This window comes from Arthrobacter sp. Y3224055 (assembly GCF_059090825.1).
In genome coordinates this window covers 126228-144304 of the sequence record NZ_JBNHGB010000006.1, presented here as the reverse complement: position 1 = coordinate 144304, position 18077 = coordinate 126228, and the positions used below count along the sequence as shown (strand labels likewise).

At 67.9% G+C, this 18077-nt stretch carries 16 protein-coding genes; 5 read left to right on the top strand and 11 right to left on the bottom strand.

Going from position 1 to position 18077, the window contains the following annotated elements:
* The first annotated feature begins 74 nt into the window (after positions 1-74).
* Positions 75-1595: an asparagine synthase (glutamine-hydrolyzing) gene (asnB, locus tag AC5RTY_RS14780; protein WP_494139789.1), complete on the top strand. Its 1521-nt coding sequence runs from the start codon at positions 75-77 to the stop codon at positions 1593-1595.
* Positions 1596-1664: 69 nt separating this feature from the next.
* On the opposite strand, the gene AC5RTY_RS14775 is transcribed toward asnB, so the two are convergent.
* From AC5RTY_RS14775 to AC5RTY_RS14725, 11 genes are all read right to left on the bottom strand, one after another.
* Positions 1665-2603 (bottom strand): glycine betaine ABC transporter substrate-binding protein, encoded by a 939-nt coding sequence (locus AC5RTY_RS14775; protein ID WP_494139788.1) that lies wholly within the window; start codon positions 2601-2603, stop codon positions 1665-1667.
* A gap of 29 nt (positions 2604-2632) precedes the next feature.
* A complete protein-coding gene (locus tag AC5RTY_RS14770; RefSeq protein WP_494139787.1) occupies positions 2633-3430 on the bottom strand; it encodes an ABC transporter permease in 798 nt (265 codons plus the stop codon).
* A 1-nt stretch (position 3431) separates the two neighbouring features.
* Complete coding sequence (locus AC5RTY_RS14765) at positions 3432-4649, bottom strand: ABC transporter ATP-binding protein (protein ID WP_494001596.1); 1218 nt, start codon at positions 4647-4649, stop codon at positions 3432-3434.
* Positions 4646-5290 (bottom strand): ABC transporter permease, encoded by a 645-nt coding sequence (locus tag AC5RTY_RS14760; RefSeq protein ID WP_494014493.1) that lies wholly within the window; start codon positions 5288-5290, stop codon positions 4646-4648. The genes AC5RTY_RS14765 and AC5RTY_RS14760 overlap by 4 nt, the downstream gene beginning before the upstream one ends.
* 161 nt (positions 5291-5451) lie before the next feature.
* Positions 5452-7266, bottom strand: a complete 1815-nt coding sequence (gene glsA, locus AC5RTY_RS14755) for a glutaminase A (protein ID WP_494023547.1) — start codon at positions 7264-7266, stop codon at positions 5452-5454.
* A gap of 93 nt (positions 7267-7359) precedes the next feature.
* Positions 7360-9117 (bottom strand): alkaline phosphatase D family protein, encoded by a 1758-nt coding sequence (locus AC5RTY_RS14750; RefSeq protein ID WP_494139786.1) that lies wholly within the window; start codon positions 9115-9117, stop codon positions 7360-7362.
* Between the two features lie 197 nt (positions 9118-9314).
* A complete protein-coding gene (locus AC5RTY_RS14745) occupies positions 9315-10100 on the bottom strand; it encodes a hypothetical protein (protein ID WP_494139785.1) in 786 nt (261 codons plus the stop codon).
* Positions 10097-10648 (bottom strand): RNA polymerase sigma factor, encoded by a 552-nt coding sequence (locus AC5RTY_RS14740; RefSeq protein WP_494001591.1) that lies wholly within the window; start codon positions 10646-10648, stop codon positions 10097-10099. The genes AC5RTY_RS14745 and AC5RTY_RS14740 overlap by 4 nt, the downstream gene beginning before the upstream one ends.
* Before the next feature lie 74 nt (positions 10649-10722).
* Complete coding sequence (locus AC5RTY_RS14735; RefSeq protein ID WP_494023551.1) at positions 10723-11286, bottom strand: hypothetical protein; 564 nt, start codon at positions 11284-11286, stop codon at positions 10723-10725.
* A 192-nt stretch (positions 11287-11478) separates the two neighbouring features.
* Complete coding sequence (locus tag AC5RTY_RS14730; RefSeq protein ID WP_494139887.1) at positions 11479-13149, bottom strand: thiamine pyrophosphate-dependent enzyme; 1671 nt, start codon at positions 13147-13149, stop codon at positions 11479-11481.
* A gap of 255 nt (positions 13150-13404) precedes the next feature.
* Entirely contained in the window at positions 13405-13683 is a 279-nt protein-coding gene (locus AC5RTY_RS14725; protein WP_494001589.1) for a DUF3040 domain-containing protein, read from the bottom strand.
* A gap of 262 nt (positions 13684-13945) precedes the next feature.
* On the opposite strand from AC5RTY_RS14725, the gene AC5RTY_RS14720 reads away from it, so the two are divergent.
* The 4 genes from AC5RTY_RS14720 to AC5RTY_RS14705 all read left to right on the top strand — a co-directional run bounded on the left by AC5RTY_RS14720 (position 13946) and on the right by AC5RTY_RS14705 (position 17993).
* Positions 13946-14476, top strand: coding sequence for a gluconokinase (locus AC5RTY_RS14720; RefSeq protein ID WP_494139784.1), 531 nt, complete (start codon positions 13946-13948; stop codon positions 14474-14476).
* 88 nt (positions 14477-14564) lie between these two features.
* The gene (locus AC5RTY_RS14715; RefSeq protein ID WP_494073505.1) at positions 14565-15971 is read left to right on the top strand and encodes a GntP family permease; all 1407 of its coding nucleotides are present in this window, start codon (positions 14565-14567) and stop codon (positions 15969-15971) included.
* A gap of 60 nt (positions 15972-16031) precedes the next feature.
* A complete protein-coding gene (locus tag AC5RTY_RS14710; RefSeq protein ID WP_494023556.1) occupies positions 16032-16805 on the top strand; it encodes an SDR family oxidoreductase in 774 nt (257 codons plus the stop codon).
* 132 nt (positions 16806-16937) lie between these two features.
* On the top strand, positions 16938-17993 hold the full coding sequence (locus AC5RTY_RS14705; RefSeq protein ID WP_494139783.1) for an L-idonate 5-dehydrogenase: 1056 nt from the start codon (positions 16938-16940) through the stop codon (positions 17991-17993).
* Positions 17994-18077 lie beyond the last annotated feature (84 nt).

Here is an 18077-nt window from a genome sequence, read left to right as displayed (position 1 = left end):
CAGCGCCTGGGGCGGACAGAGCCCGGCCGCATGCGGCGCCGGATTTGTTGAACAAGCGCGAAGGCGGGATGCAGATGTCAGGGATAGTGGCTGCCCACGGGGAGTTCGATGCGACAGCGGGCGAACGGATGCTGGACCGGCTGGCACACCGTGGGCCGGACGGATCGGGGTCGCGCCGGGTGGGCAGGTCCTGGCTCGGCAGCCGGCAGCTGTCCATCGTCGATCCGGAGAACGGGCAGCAACCCCTGGCCGGCCGGGACGGCGACGCGTGGCTGGTGGGCGACGGCGAGATCTACAACTACCGCCGGATCCGCGACCGGCTCGGGCAGGAGGGTTTCCGGACCCGGTCCGACCTGGAGGCCGCGCTTCGGCTGTACGAGGAGCTAGGCGTCGCCGCCTTCGACAAGCTCTGGGGTCCGTTCGCCTTGGTGATCGCCGGCGATGACGGGCGTTTCGTCGCGGCCAGGGACCTGCTCGGATTGTCCCCGTTGTACTGGGCGCGGCGCGAAGAAACCGTGCTGTTTGCCTCCGAAATGAAGGCGTTCGACGACGAGTGGCGGCCTTTCGTGGAGCCGTTTCCGCCCGGCCATGCCTGGACACCGGAGGACGGCCTGATGGCAGGGCCCGTCTTCCCGGCCGGCGCCCCGGTGCTGCTCAAGAGCCGGCGGCCGGACGAGGATCCCCCGCAGTGGGTCTTCGATGCCCTGCGCGACACCCTGGTCCGGGCGGTGGAGCGCAACCTGGAGGCCGACGTGCCGGTGGGCGTCCTGTTGTCCGGCGGGGTGGACTCCAGCATCGTCACGGCCGTGGCGGCCCGCAAGGCCGCCGAGCGCGGGAAGGTTTTGAATACGTTCGCCGTCGGGCTGGAGGGAAGCGCCGACCTGCTCGCCGCCCGGGTGATGGCGGCCGCCGCGGGGACCGAGCACCACGAGCTGGTCTACACCGCCGAGGATGCGATCGCGCTGGTACCGCAGGTGATCGCGGAACTTGAGTCCTTTGACCCGACGCTGGTGCACAGTGCGGTGCCGAACTTCCTGGTGTCCCAGCTGGCCGCCGAACACGTGAAGATTGTGCTGGTGGGCGAGGGAGCCGACGAGCTGTTCGCCGGCTACTCGCACTACGGCCGCCATGACTCCGGCGAGGCGCTGCACGAAGACCTGCTGGAGACCATCGAAGGCATGCCCATCGGGGGACTGCAGCGGGTGGACCGGGTGGCCGGTGCGCACGGGATCGAGCCGCGGTTGCCTTTCCTGGACCTGGACATGGTGGAACTGGCCTTGGCGTTGCCGCCGGCGTGGAAGTTGACGGGACCGGAGCGGCCCGCCAAATGGCTGTTGCGCAAGGCCTTTGACGGGATGGTTCCGCACGAGGTGCTCTGGCGGCCGAAGGAGCAGTTCGGCGAGGGCACCGGCATGAACGACGTGCTCCGCGAACACTTCGAAGCCTCGGTCAGCGAAGCCGAGCTCGAGCAGGAGGCAGGCGTGCTGGATCCGCCGGTGCGGACCCGCGAGGAACTCGCTTACTACCGCATCTTCGCCGCCGCCCTGCCGGGGATCGATGCGCAGAAGACGGTGGGACGTTTCGCGGAGGCCTGATACGCCAAGCGGCCGCCGGTCGTGGTGACCGGCGGCCGCTGGCCGTTGTGCGGGGGCAAGGTCCGGTGGCTAGCCCACCAGGCCCTGCTCCTGCAGCCACTCCTCGGCGACGTCGCGGGGATCCTCGCCGTCGTTGTCCACCCGGCCATTGAGCTCGGTGATAACTTCATTGGTCAGTGCGGCGCTGATCGGTGCCATGATCTCCGCAATGGCCGGGTACTCGTCCAGGGTTTCCTGGCGCAGGGTCATGGAGCCCTGGTACGGGACGAAGAATTCCTTGTCGTCCTCCAACACGGTCAGTTCGTTGGAGATGACCCGGGCATCGGTGGAGAAGACTTCGCCGAACTGGCAGGATCCGCCGACCTGTGTGTAGATGAGGTTCAGGTCCAGCTCCACTACCTTGCTGAACTCAAAACCGTACGCCTTCTCCAGGCCCGGGAGGCCGTCGTCGCGGTTGATGAACTCGCTGGCGGCGCAGACGGCACCCTGGTCCGGGTTTTTCTGGATGAACGCGGCGGCTTCGGTCATGTTGGTGATGCCTTCGGCCTCCGCGAACTCCTTCTTGGCGGCGATCCGGTAGGTGTTCTCGAACGGCGCCGGTTCCAGCCAGGCGACGCCGTTCTCCGCGTCTTCCTTCGCGACGGCTGCGTAGAGATCTTCCGGCACGTCCTCGGTGGTGTGGCCGAGGACATTGACCCAGCCGGTTCCGGTGTAATCCCAGTAGAAGTCCACCTGGCTCGACTGCAGGGCCTCGCGCACGGTAGCGCTGCCGGAGATGCCCGTCTTGTCCTCGACGGTGGCACCGGCATCCTCAAGCGCGACGGTCGCGATCTGGGCCAGCAGGATGGATTCGGTGAATTCCTTGGAGCCCGCCGTCAATTGCGCGCCCGCGAGCTCGCCGTCGCCCGACGCCTCGGCGGCGTCGCCGCCGCCGCAGGCCGTCAGGAGCAGGGCCACTCCGGCGCCAAACGCGGCGAACGCCGTCTTCCGTGAACTATTCGCTTTCATCATTCCTCTTTCGTCATGCAGGGGATGGCCTAGAGCCCTTTCGGGCGCAGGAAGTCTTCGGCAATGCTCGCCAGGTAGTCGATCAGCAGTGCCAGCACCGCTGTGAGCGCGGCGCCGACAATCTGCACCAGGACGCGGTTGGTGGACAGCCCGGCCACGATGATGTCCCCGAGTCCGCCCGCGTTGATGTAGGTCACCAGGGTGGCCGTACCCACGTTGATGACCAGTGCGGTGCGAACGCCGGCCAGCATGATCGGCACCGCGAGGGGCAGTTCGAGCCGGTGCAGGACGCCGAACTTGGAGATGCCCATGCCCCGCCCGGCTTCCAGCACGGATTCGTCGACCTGCTCCAGGCCCACCATGGTGTTGAGCAGTACCGGGATGATGGCGTAAAGCACCAAGCCCACGATGGCGGCCTGGAAACCCAGGAACAGGAAAGCCACGGCCAGCAGGACCAACACGGCGATGGTCGGAACCGCCTGTCCCAGGGTCAGTAGGGTGATCAGGTAGGGGCGGACCCGGTGCATGGCCGGGCGCGTGAACAGGATGCCCAACGGCACCGCGATGACCAGGGTCAGCAGGGTAGAGACCGCGGTCAGCTGCAGGTGCCGGCCTAGGGCGGCGGCCAGGTTGGCCGGGGCCAGGGCACGCGCCTCGATGCTGTCCAGTTCCTGCGAGCCGACATACAGGTACAGCGCCAGGCAGGCCAGCGCCAGGATGGCCGGCACCAGCAGGTAACCGGTCAGGGTCCTGCGACGCGTCCTGGCCGGTGGCTGGACCGCAACGTCTTGGTCGTGCACCGTGTGCTGTGGTGCGGCAGCGGCCACGTCAGCCACCCGCCTGTACGGCTTCGGCCACCTCGCCCAGACCGGCCCGGGCTCGAGTGACCGCCGTGTCCCGCATGGCGCGGATGGCCTCGTTGATCTGTTCGATATCCACCACGCCCTGGTAGACACCGTGCGAGTCCACCACGATGGTCACGCTGTACCGGGCGGTGATGAGCTCGTTGAGGGCATCGGACAGGGTTGCGCGGGGTTCCACCATGGCTTCCGGCGGCAGCCCCACCTCGTCCAGCGCGCGTGTGCCTGCCCGATGCAGGTCGTCCGCACCCACCCAGCGGCGGGGCCGGCCGGCGTGGTCGAGCACCAGGAGCGCGGAGCGGTCGCTGCGCCGCAACTGCTCCAGCGCGTCCTCGGCCGGGGTGTCCAGCCGGACGGTCGGCCACTGGGTCAGCTCGATGTCGGCCACGCGGCTGAGGTTCAGCCGCTTCAGGGAGGCGCCGTTGCCGATGAAGTCGGAGACGAAATCATTGGCAGGGGCGGTCAGGATCTGCTCCGGGGTGTCGTACTGGGCAATCCGGGAGCGGTCCTGCAGGATGGCGATCCGGTCGCCCATCTTGATTGCTTCATCGATGTCATGCGTGACGAACACGATGGTCTTGCGCACCTCCGACTGCAGGCGCAGGAATTCGTTCTGCAGCCGGTCCCGGGTGATCGGGTCTATCGCCCCGAACGGTTCGTCCATCAGCATCACTTCCGGGTCTGCACCCAGAGCGCGTGCCACCCCTACCCGTTGCCGCTGCCCGCCGGAGAGCTCCTTGGGGTAGCGGTTGCGGTACGTCGACGGCGGCATGTTGACCATGTCCAGCAATTCGTCCACCCGAGCGGAAATCCGTTTGGCGTCCCAGCCCAACAGCTTGGGCACGGTGGCCACGTTTTCGCCGATGGTCATGTGCGGGAACAGGCCGACCTGCTGAATGACGTAGCCAATGCGGCGGCGGAGCTGGTCCGGGTCGGTGGTGGTGACGTCCTCTCCGTCCAGGATGATCCGGCCGGAGGTGGGCTCGATGATCCGATTGATCATCTTCATGGTAGTGGTCTTGCCGCATCCCGACGGGCCGACCAGCACCACGATCTCGCCCTCGTGGATGTCCAGGGTCAGGTCGTCGACCGCGTTGTCCTTCTGTCCGGGAAACCTCTTGGACAGGTTCTGTAAGCGGATCTTGACCGGCCTGGGCTGGGGGGTCTGATGGTCGGAAGCGGTCATCGGATTCCTTTGGAGGTAGTCAGCTTGCGGACGGTGTGGAAGAGCAGATCGAACAGGATGGCGAGGACAATCACGCCGAGGGTTCCGGCCAGGACCATGTTGACAGCCACCGGCGTGCCCACCCGGGCGAGGCCGGTGAAGATCAGCTCTCCGTAGCCGGGGCCCAGTACGATCGCGCCGATGGCAGCGATGCCCAGCAGGACCAGGGTGGTGACGCGGATGCCGGTGATGATCACCGGCCACGCCAGCGGCAGTTCGATCCTCAGCAGCCGCTGGGTTCGGCTCATGCCCATGCCCTTGGCCGATTCCACGATGGCAGGATCCACTTCGCGCAGGCCGGTGATGGTGTTGCGGACGATGGGCAGCAGGCCATACATGGTGAGGGCGACGACGACGGGCAGCGCGCCCAGGCCCAGGGGGCCGATCAGGAGGATGAACAACGCGAAGGAGGGGACGGTCAGGAAAGCACCGGTGACCGCGAGGACTGTTTCGCGCGGCCGTTCGTGCCGATAAGTCGCGATGCCCAGGCCGACCCCGATCACGGTGGCGAGCATGACCGCAACGCCCACGAGGATGGCATGCTCGATGCCCATTTCCAGCATGTCGTCGGCCCGTTTCGCGAGAAACTCGAAAAAGTTCACACGTTCCTTTCTGTAACCTCTGCCGGGAACAAGACACGGAGAGACCGAGGCTAGTGTGGTTTCTGTTGCCGATGTGGCAGGTGGTACGACTGCCCGTAACTATAGTTGATCCCCGCTGGTGGATGCCCATTGGGCCGCCGGCAGCGGGCCGACGCGGACGGTCAGTCGCGGATCCGGACGGCGGTTTCGCGCAGGAACTGGTCCACCCGCGTGTAGGCGTCACGGGTGAGCGCCTTCCACAGGCGCATCGCCAGTTTCGGGTCCTGCTCCTCCAGTTCCTCGATCGCCTCCGCGGAGAGCACCATGAGTTCCACCGGGCCGTCCGCCTTCTCGGTGGTCTCCTGCCGGTCTTCGCTGCCCAGTGCCAGTTCGCCGAACGTCATGCCGGCGCTGAGCGTGCTCAGCTTGACCCGCCGTCCCTCGGAGTCGGCGGCGATGGTGCTGATCCGGCCGGAGACAATGAAGTACACCCCGCCAAACCGTTGGCCGACCCGCCGGACGATCTCGCCGTCCTCGTACTTCGCGGGCTCCATGCGTTCCACCAGGGCGACAATTTCGTCCGCGTGCAGGGTGCCCAGGGCCAGCGACTGCTCCACCGGCACCGACGTGGGCAAGCCCAGCGGATCTCCGTAGCGGGCAATGAGGCGGTTCTCGGAGAACTCGACGGCCCCGGTGCGGGTGTCGAAGACCGGCACGTGCCGCCCGGTGTCGATGAAGACGTCGGCGAGCCTGTCCTCCGGATCGATCAGCAGCAGTTCACGGTTGTCCGCGGCCAGAATCTCCTCCAGGCGGGCGAACATGCGCAGGGCCACGCCGCCCACTTCGTCGACGCGGCGCAGGTCCAGGACCACCAGCTCTACGTCGTCGGGGAGCGAGCTGATTTCCCGGACCATCGATTCCGTACCGGCAAACAGCAGGTCGCCGTTGAGCTCGATCAGTTGCGCGCGATGGCCGTTCTCCCGCAGCACCTCGGCCGACTCGTCCGTGCGGCGGATGCCGGAAGGAACGACGGTGATGTCGTAGCTGGCGCGGATCGCGGAACGCCCGGCACGCGCGGAACGCACGAAATGCATCTCCATGTCCTCGGACAGCCGCCGGCTCACGGCGATCCCGCGGACCGACCCGCCGTGGTCGTCCAGCGGCGGGGAGAACACCGCGAGCCCGACCTGGCCGGGAAGCACCGCCAGGGTGCCCCCTCCCACCCCGGACTTCGCCGGCATCCCCACGTTGGTGACCCAGTCTCCGGCGTCGTCGTACATGCCCGAGGTCATCATGACCGACAGCACCCGTTCCACCGGCCCGATGTCCATGACGTGGTTGCCGGTGACGGGGTTGGTGCCGCCGTTGGCCAAGGTCGCGGCCATGATGGACAGGTCCCGGCAGGTCACCTGCACCGAGCACTGCCGCAGGTAGTTCTCCAACGCGGTGGTGGGGTTGTCCTCGATGATGCCAAATGAGCTCAGCAGGTAGGCCAGTGCGTGGTTGCGGTCGCTGTTGCGCAGCTCGGCTTCGAACACGCGCGGACTGCTCTTCAGTTTCCGGCCGGCGAATCCGGAATACGTGTTCAGGATCCGCTTGATCGCGGACCGGCCGCCGGAGCCCTTGATCATCCCGGTGACCGCCAGCGCGCCCGCGTTGATCATCGCGTTGGCCGGCCGCCCGGTGCCTGCGGCGAGGGAGATCTCGTTGAACGGGTCCCCGGAGGGCTCCACGTCCACCTTCTCATCCACCGCGTCGAAACCAAGCTCGGCCAGCGCGAGCGCGTAGCTGAACGGCTTGGAGATCGACTGCAGCGTGAATTCCTTGCGGGTGGTGCCTACCTCGTAGACGTAGCCGTCCACGGTAGCCAGGCAGATCCCGAAGTCGTCCGGATCGACTACCGCCGAGGCAGGACCAACCAGATACGGCGTCCCGTCGCGGAGTTCGGAGATCTCGGCGTGCAGGGTGCGCAAGTAGCTGTCGATCGGCGATTCCATATCACCAGCGTAAGTGGGCGGACGACGCGCCCCGGACAGCCGCCGGGGCTGGCCTACGCCCTCATCGCGCCATCGGACTACCGCGCCATCGGGCTATCGCGAAATCCGAATGCCCTGCGGCGCGATGGTCAGGGAGGCGACCTCTTCAAGGCCCGGGTGCAGATCGTCGCCGTCATGCACCACGCCCTTCTCCCACCAGATCTTCAGGCCGTCGGGGGAGTCCTCCAGGCTGGCCAGGTTGTTGTCGAACCATGGCCGCATGTGGCTCTTCCACGTGAACGGCGGATCGGGAACCTTCGCGCCACGGGCTACGAGCGCGCCCACCGGAGCGGCGATGCCATAGGACATGGCGGCGGTGAAATAGCGCAGGAAGCGGGGCAGCGGGTTGCGGACGGGCGAGCAGACGGCCTGGACGATCCGGCTGCCCGAATCTCGCACCACCTCCGTCACATAGGAGAAGTGCACGTCGCCCGAGAGGAAGGTGACGGTCTCCGGCGCCGGTCCGCGCCCGCCGTCGGCCACCTCCTGCACCATGGCCGCCACCTCGTGGAAGGTGCGCTGGAAGGCTGCCCAGTGCTCCAGGTCCACGGCTTGCCGCAGCAGTTCACCGGCGGCCGCCGGCAGCTTGCCCCACGCCCCTTCGCTGAGGGCCTCGTTCCAGGACTCGATGTGGTGCAGGCCCTTGGGGAGCAGGAACGGCAGCGAGGTCCCGATCAGCAGGTGCTTGAAGCCGCCCTGGAGCTGGCTGTCCAGCCAGGCCATTTCTTCCTCGTCCAGCAGCGTCCGCCGGTCCGGCTGCAAGTCACGGGCAGCGCGCGAGTCGAGCACGACCAGCCGTGAACCGCCGATGTCGCGGGTGAAGCTCCAGCGGTAAGTGTCCGGCTGCCGGTCCGCCCGTTCCGCGAAAGCTTCCAGCGCGTCGCTGAGGTCCGGTTCGCCGTCGCCCGGATGGTTCACCACCTGCTGCCACAGTTCGTCCTCGGCACGCTGCTCCGGGGACAGGTTGCCCAGATGCTGGTAGACCCAGTAGGACGCGAGGCCGGCGACAATGCGGCCATGCCACCAGGGCTTCTTGGCCATCTTCCGCCGCCAGCTCAGCGAGGCGTTCCAGTCGTCGCGGATGTCGTGGTCGTCGAAGATCATCGCACTGGGCAGCGTAGACAGCAGCCATCGGTTGGCGCCGTCCGACCACGCGAGCATGTACAGGTGGGCGTATTCCGCGTAGTCCTTCAGCTCTTCGCCGGGCGGTTCCTTGATATCGCGGCGGGCGCGGATGAACTCCTGCATCGCCTCGGACGTCGAGTCCGCGTAGACCTGGTCGCCGAGGAAGAGCAGCAGGTCCGGCCAGGCTGAGTCCGTCCCGGTCGCGTCGAGTGCCCCGCCCGTCGCGTCCCCGGTCCCGGTCCTGTCCGCGGTGCCGGCCTTGTCCCCGTGCCGGGCCGCGCCGTCGGCACGGTGCAGCGCGTACGCCCGGAGCGCGTCCACGCCGTGCTGCCTGTTGCCGGCCGCGTCATGCTCGACGCTGGTGCGGCAGGATCCAAAGGCCAGCCGGAGCGGGCGTCCGGGCGTGAGAGTGCGGATCACGGGTGCAGGGTACGGCGAGTCCGGTTCCGGCCAGGCCGGCATGCCGTCAACCTCCACCCGATAGGGTGTGACGCTTCCTGGCTCCAGCCCCTCGGCCTCGACCAGCGCGTAATGGTGGCCGCGCACGGAGAACGTGCCTGCCTGCCAGCTGCGCCCCTGAACTACGACGGCGACGGTGGCGGCTTCGCGGGTCTCCACCCAGATGCTGGCCGACGTCTGGTCCACATAGCGCAGCATCGGGCCAAGTACCAGCGGCGATGCGGTCATGAATCCTCCTGCCCGACCCGACAGAACGGTGTTCCCTTGCGCAACTCTGCCACTATCGCCCGCCTGCCGAAAGAGCCCGCGGCGGAGGATTGCCTTCGGCCGCGGGCATCACCGCCGTCATTCCCGACGGCGGCGGACGGCCGGCGGTCGGGCAGCGGTCACGCAACGGCGTGGCCGGAGCGCCGGACTGTGGCCGGTCAGCGCTCCGGTGAGGGGAGGGGCTGCAGCGTCGGAAGGTGGCCGGAAGCGGGCACGGGCGCGTCCTGCTTTTTCCGCGGGGCGTCCTTGCCGGGATTGCCGTCGCGCTGGCCCAGGGACGGATCCGGCAGTCCGCCCTCCAGCGGCGGCACCGCGGGGAGCACGTCCCGGGACGGCGTGCCCGGCGAACGTTTGGCATCCTGCCCGGCAGCATCATCGGTACCGGGGGTCCGCTCCGCCTGGTGCCCGGGCTGCGTCGCGGGGGCAGCAGGATGTGCCGGGGCAGCGGGAGCGGCCGGGGAATCGGTGCCGGTGTCGGCCGAGCCGGAGCCGCCTTCCTCAACCGAAACCTCGCCCGTTACGGCTGGGGCGTGGGCGGGGGCTCCGGGCACGGAGTGGTTTTGGGGAGTCTCCTGGCCGGTGCCGGACGGGGCGAGGAAGCCCACGACGTGCCGGACGGCCTGGTCCGCGGCTGCCCGGAAGTCGGGGTTGGCGGCCGCGACCCCGGACACTCCCAGCCCGGTGGCGGCCACCGCGGCCGTGAGGACAAGGGCGCCGCGTACCGTGCGGCGTCGCCGCAGCGGCACGACCTGCGCGCCCGCGGCCGCCGCGCCGGCGGCCGGTGTCAGGTAAGCCAGCACCTCGGGCGATGGGGCCGGGATGGGTGCATCCCCGGCAGCGCGGAGGGCCAGCAAGGTGGACTCCAGCGGGGCAGAAGGAGCCAGCCCGGATTCGTCCAGCAGCCGGCGGACGGCGTCGTCGTCGGACATTTCAGCGCTGTTCATACCAGGACCTCCTTCCTTTCCAGAACGGATTTGAGTTTAAGCAGGGCGCGCCGCTGCAATTGTTTGATGGAGCCGGCGCTCCGGCCCATGATTTCGGCAACCTGTTCGATCGACAGGCCGGCGACCACGCGCAGCATCAGCACTTCCTGCTGCTCCGGCTTCAGCTCCTTGAGCTGGCGTCCCACATCGCTCTCGGCGAGCGTCTCCAGGACAGTTGTTTCGGCGGACTCCACCGCTCGGGCGTCGGCATCCGGGTCGTAGGGCGACAGCACTGGCTGCCGGGCCCGGCGCCGGACATCGTCTACGTAGCGGGCATGGGCGATGGAGAACGCCAGCGTCCGCAGCCCCTGGAACCCGCCGTTCACCGACCGGATGCGGGAGAAGAGGGCGAGGAATACTTCCTGTACTGCGCCTTCGTGGTCTTCCACACCGCGCACCTTCAGGTATCCATTGAGCCCGGGTGCCAGCGCGGTGTAGATCTCGCCGAATGCAGCTGCATCTCCGGACTGCGCCGCGAACACGATGTCGTCGGGAAGTGATGGGGGCAAGTCGACGTTCTTTCAGACAGCGGGCGACGGGTGCGGCGCCCCCAGTGTAGGCGCCGCACCCGGTACCACGGGAATTACTGTCCGGCTTCTACCGTGACCGAAGCGGCGCCACGCAGTTCGGCGCGCGTTTCCGCGGCTTCCGTGCGGGCGTCGATCGCGGCCTCGGCCTTGGCGTTGGCGGTTACCGGCAGCTCCGGAACGGCAGGGACGGCCGGAGTGGCAGGCACGCCGTCGGCACCCGGGACGGCCGGGACTGCCGGAGCAACGGCGGCACCCGAATGCAGCTCGGCGGCGGCGCCGTTCTCCTCGGTGCCGGCCTCGGCCTCTGCATCCAGCGCCGCGTCAGCCTCTGCTCCGTCTACGCCGGCGGTGACGTCGGCCTCGGCATCACCTGCGGCTGCGGACCGGACTTCCGGCACGGCGGGGGAGGCCGGGATCGCCGGGATTGCGTTCTCACCCTCGCTGGCGGGGACGGCCGGGGTGGCCGGGACTGCCGGGGTGGTGACCGCGGTTTCCGAATTGCCGACGGCGGTCAGGGCGGGTGCTGCCACGGCGGCTCCGGCGCCTCCCACGGCGATGACGGCGGCCAGGGCGGCTCCCTTGGCGGGCAGGCTCAGGGTGCGGAAACGGTTCGACATGGATCTCCTCAAAAGGTTGCTCGGCACGGCCGCGGTACTGCTACTGCGGCGCGCCCTTACACCCGACTAATCGAAGGAAGAGGGTGAAAGGTTACGCTTTCGTGATTTTTTCGGGAGAAACATTTTTCACGGTTAACGCCGGTGGCCGGGGCATGACGCCCCGGCCACCGGCCTGCGACCAGCTGACGGGTGTCAGTAGGCCTTGACCCGCTGTTCGACCACCAAGTGGATCAGGGCGAAGGTCTTGTCGTCGTCGATGGCCTTGAGGGCGGCTTCGAGGGCGGCGGGAACGTCCGCGTCCTTCTCGACTTTCACGCCGAAGCCGCCGAAGGCCTGGGCCATCAGGGCGAAGTCGGGATTCTTCAGCTGGGTGCCGGAGATGCGCTCGGGGTACCAGCGTTCCTGGTGGGTGCGGATGGTGCCGTATTCCTGGTTGTCCATGACGATGACCAGCGGGGTGGCACCGTACTGGGCGGCGGTCGCCAGTTCCTGCCCGTTCATCAGGAACTCGCCGTCGCCGGCGATGGTCACCACGCGCCGTCCCGGGTAAGCCAGCGAGGCGGCGATGGCGGAGGGGACGGAGTAACCCATGGAACCGTTGCGGGCCGACAGCATGGAGCCGTAGTCGTGCGTGGGGAAGTAGCGGTGCGCCCAGTTGGTGTGCTCCCCGGCGCCGAGGGTGACCATGGCGTCGCGCGGCAAGCCCGCGACCAGGTTGGCCATCAGGGTGTCCATTCGGGCGGGCCCGTCGCCGGGCTCGGCCGGCGGCAGGGCGGCGAACTTGACCTGCTCGCCGCGCATGCGCTGGGTGAAGTCTTTCCACTCTTCCTTCACCGGCAGGTCCATCATGACCAGGTCGCGGACAAAGACATCAGGCTTGGCCACGATCTGGTAGGAGACGGGGCCGGAGCGGCCCCGCAGCGACGGGTCGATGGTGACCAGGAAGTTCTTCTTCGACCAGTCCTGCCGGACCAGGAAGCCGTCGGTGATGACATCGCCCGGGACGGTGCCGACGAAGACCAGCAGGTCGGTTTCCTCGAGCAGGTCGTAGGTGGGCTTCGGCCGGCCGTAGCCAATGGGGCCCACGTAGGAGGGGGAGTCGAAGGGGATGGTGCCCTCGCAGCGCCATTCGACGGCAGCCGCGATGTTGTGCTCTTCGAGCCAGGTCGTGAGTGCGCTGGACCCTTCCTGGGTCCAGTCATTGCCGCCGACGACGAACAGCGGCTTCTCGGCGTCCTTCAGCGCGGTCTTGAGCGCCTTCCAATCCGTGACCGTCATGCCGCCCTGCGCCACCGGGATGACCGGGTGCAGCGTGGCGTCTACTTCTTCGCGGATGACGTCTTCGGGAAGACCGACGACGACGGGTCCCGGCCGCCCGCTCATGGCGGCAAACATGGCCTCGGCGACGATTTCCGAGGCCCGCTCGGGGTGGTCCAGCACCATGACCCGTTTGGCGCCGGTGTCGAACCAGGATTTGATGTCGAATTCCTGGAAGGCTTCGCGGTCACGGTGCTCGAAGGGGATCAGGCCCACGAACAGCACCATGGGCGTGGAGTCCTGCCAGGCGGTGTGGAGGCCAACGTGTGCGTTGGCCGCGCCGGGCCCGCGGGTGACCATGGCGATGCCGGGCCGCTGGTTCATCTTTCCGTCTGTCTCGGCCATGTAGGCCGCGCCGCCCTCATGGCGGCAGACGATGGTGTCGATGCTGGAAGTGTGGAGCCCGTCCAACACTTCCAGGTAGCTCTCGCCGGGAACCACGTACGTGCGTTCGACGCCGTGCGCCATCAATGAATCGACAATAATGTGCCCTGCCGATTTGCGGACCGGCTGCTGCTGCTGCGCTGCGACTGCGACCGCTTCCATTTGATCCTGTGTCACAGGAGACCTCTTTCACCTTTGAATCGAACTCGTCCGCGGCATTCTTCTCGTGCGGGTGCACGGTTCCCGATGAACGCGCTTGAGCAAAAGTACATCAAGGGGTGTGTTAGGGCACCGTCCCTGTGACATGGCGAGGTAACGAAAGTGACGTGGTTCGCATTGTTCCCGGCCGAGGTGTCTGCTGCGGCCGTTATCAGCCGCGCCGGTGTCGGGACACGAAATCGGCAAGTGCGGCCGCTCTCACCCGCGCCGGTGGCGGGACACGAAATCGGCGCAGCCGCGGATGGCGCCCGCGGCCAGGCAGATGAGGCCCAGCATGGCCAGAACCAGCGCATTCCCCGCTATGCCGATGAACAGCAGGAGCGCGCCGGCCAAGGCCAGCAGGGTTGCCGCCCCGACAACGTGGCCGAAGACCAGCACGCCGCGGGCCGACAGGGAGCGGGCCAGGCGCGGGTCGTCGTTCTGCAGTTGCTGCCCCAGCCTGTCCAGGCGCTGCCGTTCGTCATCCGATAGAGACATTCCGACCTCCTCGGGCTCCGCGGCGCCGCAGCCGGAGCCGCGCCGGACACCGTATAAGACAAATGTAGCCTCGGGATGCCCGCCGGGGGTATGGGCCGGGGCCAAGCGAGGGCCGATTCGTTATCGACGCCGTCGACGACGGAAGGTTGCGGTTTTGCCGGAGCCTCTCCGCCGGTGGTACTTTGATCCGGATAAATCTGATTTATTGACGAGAGATTGGTCACCAAATCAGATGTAATGATGCGTCTGAGGAGTTCTGCCCATGTCCCTGCAATATCCCCCCCTGGTGGTCATGGGCGTCCAAGGATGCGGAAAATCCACGGTGGGCAGCGCGGTCGCCCGGCACCTCGGCCTTGAGTTCATCGACGGCGATGACCTGCACAGCGCGGCGAACAAGGAAAAGATGGCCTCCGGCCAGCCGTTGACGGACGCCGACCGCCACCCCTGGCTCAGCGCCATCGGCAAGGTCATGGCAGAGAAACTGGCCGAGGGAACCACCGCCGTCGTCGCATGCTCGGCGCTGAGGCGCAGCTACCGCGACCTCATCCGCTCCTTCGCGCCGCAGACCCGGTTCATTCACCTCACCGGCAGCCAGGAACTGATTGCCAAGCGGATCAGCGGGCGCGACCACGAATACATGCCCCCCACACTGCTGGATTCGCAGTTCCAGACGCTGGAACCGCTCGGCGACGACGAGGCGGGCCTTGAGGTCTCCGTCACCGATTCCCCCGAGCGGATTGCGGTGCTGGTGGAGCACTACCTGCAGGACCCGGCCCACCCGGCGGGAAGCTAGCGCCGGCGGGCGGGAAACAACTGAGCCAAACAACTGAAACGGTTGACCCGAAAATCCGTCGGGCGACCGTCCGATACAACGAAGGACAATGATGACCGAACTCGAGCTCAACTGGACGTTGGGCACGGCGGGACTCCTGCTGGTCGCCGTAGCAGCCATCGCGCTGCTGCTGGTGCTGATCATGCGGTTCCGCGTGCACGCTTTCCTGTCGCTGATTATTGTCAGCGTGCTCACCGCGGTGGCCACCGGCATTCCGGCCGCAGACATTATGCCGACGCTGTTGGGTGGCTTCGGCGGAACCTTGGCCAGCGTGGCCCTGCTGGTCGGCCTGGGCGCCATGCTCGGGCGCATGCTGGAGGTCTCCGGCGGTGCGGACGTCATGACGCAGGCGTTGATCAACAAGTTCGGCGAGAAGCGCGCGCCGCTGGCGCTGTCCGTGGCGTCGCTGCTGTTCGGTTTCCCGATCTTCTTCGACGCGGGCCTCGTGGTCATGCTGCCGATCATCTTCACCGTGGCACGACGCCTCGGGGGATCGCTGCTCACTTATGCGTTCCCCGCAGCCACCGCCTTCTCCGTCATGCACATCTTCGTGCCGCCGCACCCCGGTCCTGTGGCCGCCACCGGCCTGCTGGGCGCCGACGTCGGGCTGGTCCTGATCCTCGGCCTCGTCATTGCCATCCCGACCTGGTACCTGGTGGGCTACCTGTTCGGCCACTTCCTGGGCCGCCGGTTCAACATCGCCGTGCCGGACATCCTCGATGCCCCGAAGGGCTCGGTGGAGAACGAATTCCGCTCCGCCCCGAAGCTGGGCACCATCTTCTTCCTGCTGCTGCTGCCGCTGCTGCTGATCTTCCTCAACACCGGCCTGAACATGCTCGCCACCGCCGAGGTTGTCTCGCTGGAGGACACCTGGGTGCAGGTCCTGCGGACGCTCGGTGAAACCCCCATCGCCCTGCTGATCACCGTGCTTTTGGCCATGTGGCTGCTGGGCCACCGCCAGGGCAAGAAGCACAGCCTCGTGGAAACCGTTGTGGACAGTGCCCTGGGCCCGGTCTGCTCGATCATCCTGATCACCGGCGCCGGCGGAATGTTCGGCGGCGTGCTGCGCTCGAGCGGCATCGGCAACGCCATCGCCAGCTCGCTGGACGCGATCGGGCTGCCGATCATCGTCGCCGGCTTCGTGATTGCCGCCGTCGTCCGCGTGGCCCAGGGCTCCGCGACGGTCGCGCTGACCACCGCGGCCGCGCTGGTCCAGCCGGTCGTCATGGGCAACCCGGACTTCAACCCGGTGGAACTGGCCGCCATCGTGCTGGCGCTGGCCGCCGGCTCGGTGTTCGCCGGCCACGTGAACGACTCGGGCTTCTGGCTGGTCAGCCGGTTCTTCCAGATGGACACCAAGACCACGCTGAAGACGTGGACCGTGGGCCAGGCGCTGGTGGGCATCGTCGGCTTTGTCCTGGCACTGGCCATCTACCTGATCGCCACCTCTTTCTAGAACAACCTTGGGCAACATGGACGGGGCGGCTGCGGCCGTCCCGTCCGCATTTGGAGAGTAATGACTGTGAACATGTTCGACATTTCCTCGCGGGTGGCGCTGGTGACCGGCTCCAGCCGCGGGATCGGCAAGGCGATCGCCCGCGGGCTGGCCGCCGCCGGCGCCGTCGTGGTGCTCAACGGGCTGGATGAGGAACGGCTGGAAGGCACCCGCGCGGAGCTGGCCGCGGAGTTCGGCGCAGACCGGATCCACGCCCGGGCCTTCGACGTCACCGACGCCCAGGCGGCGGCGGACGGCGTGGCCTGGGTCGAGCGCGAAGTGGGCCCCCTGTGGGTGCTGGTCAACAACGCCGGCGTCCAGCACCGGGTGCCGATGCTGGACCTGGACGTCGACGACTGGGAGCGCGTGCTGCGGACCAACCTGACGAGCGCGTTCCTGGTGGGGCGCGAGGCCGCGCGGCACATGATCGAACGCGGCGCCGGGAAGATCATCAACATCGCGTCCGTCCAGACCGACCTGGCCCGTCCGACCATCGCCCCCTACACGGCGTCCAAGGGCGGCATCCGCAACCTGACCCGGGCGATGACCGCCGAGTGGGCCAGCCTCGGGCTGCAGATCAACGCAATCGCGCCGGGCTACATCCACACCGAGATGACGCAGAACCTGGTGGACGACGAGGCCTTCAACACCTGGATCCTGGGCCGCACCCCGGCGCACCGCTGGGGCACGGTGGAGGACATCGTGGGACCTGCCATCTGGCTGGCCTCCGACGCCTCCAACTTTGTGAACGGCCAGGTGGTGTTTATCGACGGCGGCATGACCACAGTCGTCTGATCCCGCCGACACGTTCGCGCCAAGGCCTCAGCGAAGTCCGTGCCCAGGCCTGCGTTCCCAGGGCCGGCGGGCGCGGGCACCCAAGGCGGTGCGCCGCCGTCGTAGTTTTGCAACCAGCGAAAGGCAGTTTCCATGACTTCCCTCCCAACACAGTCCCTCGGCGTGGTGGCCCACGCGGCCGGTGATCTGCGCGTCGAACCGGTCGCGCTGGCGCCGGCCGGGCCCGACGAAGCCGTGATCGAGATTGCCTACGGCGGCATCTGCGGGTCCGACCTGCACTACTGGCAGCACGGCGCCGCCGGCGAATCCATCCTGAAGGCGCCGATGCTGCTGGGCCATGAAGTGGTGGGTACCGTGGCCGCGGCGGCGGCCGATGGCAGCGGACCGGCCGCCGGCACCGCCGTCGCCGTGCATCCGGCGACGCCGGGGCCGGGTGACGGATCCAGGTACCCGGAGGACCGCCCGAACCTATCGCCGGGCTGCACGTACCTGGGCAGCGCCGCACGTTTTCCGCACACCGAAGGCGCGTTCGCCCGCTACGTGAACCTGCCGACGCGGATGCTGCGGGAACTGCCCGCCAAGCTGCCGTTGCGGCGGGCGGCCCTGGTGGAGCCGGCCAGCGTGGCCTGGCATGCCGTCGCGCGGGCCGGAGACGTGGCCGGCAAGCGGGTGCTGGTCATCGGCTGCGGCCCGATCGGCGCCCTGATCATCGCGGTGCTGAAGCGGGCCGGCGCGGGCGAGATCGTCGCCGTCGACATGCACGAGAAGCCGCTGGACATCGCCCGGGAAGTGGGTGCCGGCCGCACGCTGCTGGCGACCGATGCCGAGGCGATCGCCGGGGTCGAGGCAGACATCTGCCTGGAGTCGTCCGGCAACCATCACGGTCTGGCGTCGGCCGTGCGCGGTGCGGCCCGCGGCGGCCGCGTGGTGATGGTCGGACTGCTGCCCTCGGGCGAGCAGCCGGCGCTGATCTCGCTGGCCATCACCCGGGAGTTGGAACTGGCGGGTTCCTTCCGCTTCAACGACGAGATCGATGACGTGATTGCGGCGCTGGCCGACGGCTCCCTCTACGCGGACCCGGTGACGACGCACGAATACGCCGCGGCCGACGCCCTGGAGGCGTTCGACATGGCGCGGGACTCGTCGCAGAGCGGGAAGGTGCTGCTGCGGTTCAGCGACGCGGAGTAGCCGCCGGGCGGTCGGTCCGCGCCCGGAATCTACTATTCAGCAGCCGCCCTTCTCGCACACGGGAAGGGCGCCTGCTGAATAGTT

Bases quoted from the DNA above. Each gene is read 5' to 3' on its own strand.
- asnB (WP_494139789.1), top strand. From the start codon at position 75: ATGTCAGGGATAGTGGCTGCCCACGGGGAGTTCGATGCGACAGCGGGC.
- AC5RTY_RS14775 (WP_494139788.1), bottom strand. From the start codon at position 2,603: ATGAAAGCGAATAGTTCACGGAAGACGGCGTTCGCCGCGTTTGGCGCC.
- AC5RTY_RS14765 (WP_494001596.1), bottom strand. From the start codon at position 4,649: ATGACCGCTTCCGACCATCAGACCCCCCAGCCCAGGCCGGTCAAGATC.
- glsA (WP_494023547.1), bottom strand. From the start codon at position 7,266: ATGGAATCGCCGATCGACAGCTACTTGCGCACCCTGCACGCCGAGATC.
- AC5RTY_RS14750 (WP_494139786.1), bottom strand. From the start codon at position 9,117: ATGACCGCATCGCCGCTGGTACTTGGCCCGATGCTGCGCTATGTGGAC.
- AC5RTY_RS14745 (WP_494139785.1), bottom strand. From the start codon at position 10,100: ATGAACAGCGCTGAAATGTCCGACGACGACGCCGTCCGCCGGCTGCTG.
- AC5RTY_RS14735 (WP_494023551.1), bottom strand. From the start codon at position 11,286: ATGTCGAACCGTTTCCGCACCCTGAGCCTGCCCGCCAAGGGAGCCGCC.
- AC5RTY_RS14730 (WP_494139887.1), bottom strand. From the start codon at position 13,149: ATGGAAGCGGTCGCAGTCGCAGCGCAGCAGCAGCAGCCGGTCCGCAAA.
- AC5RTY_RS14725 (WP_494001589.1), bottom strand. From the start codon at position 13,683: ATGTCTCTATCGGATGACGAACGGCAGCGCCTGGACAGGCTGGGGCAG.
- AC5RTY_RS14720 (WP_494139784.1), top strand. From the start codon at position 13,946: ATGTCCCTGCAATATCCCCCCCTGGTGGTCATGGGCGTCCAAGGATGC.
- AC5RTY_RS14715 (WP_494073505.1), top strand. From the start codon at position 14,565: ATGATGACCGAACTCGAGCTCAACTGGACGTTGGGCACGGCGGGACTC.
- AC5RTY_RS14710 (WP_494023556.1), top strand. From the start codon at position 16,032: ATGACTGTGAACATGTTCGACATTTCCTCGCGGGTGGCGCTGGTGACC.
- AC5RTY_RS14705 (WP_494139783.1), top strand. From the start codon at position 16,938: ATGACTTCCCTCCCAACACAGTCCCTCGGCGTGGTGGCCCACGCGGCC.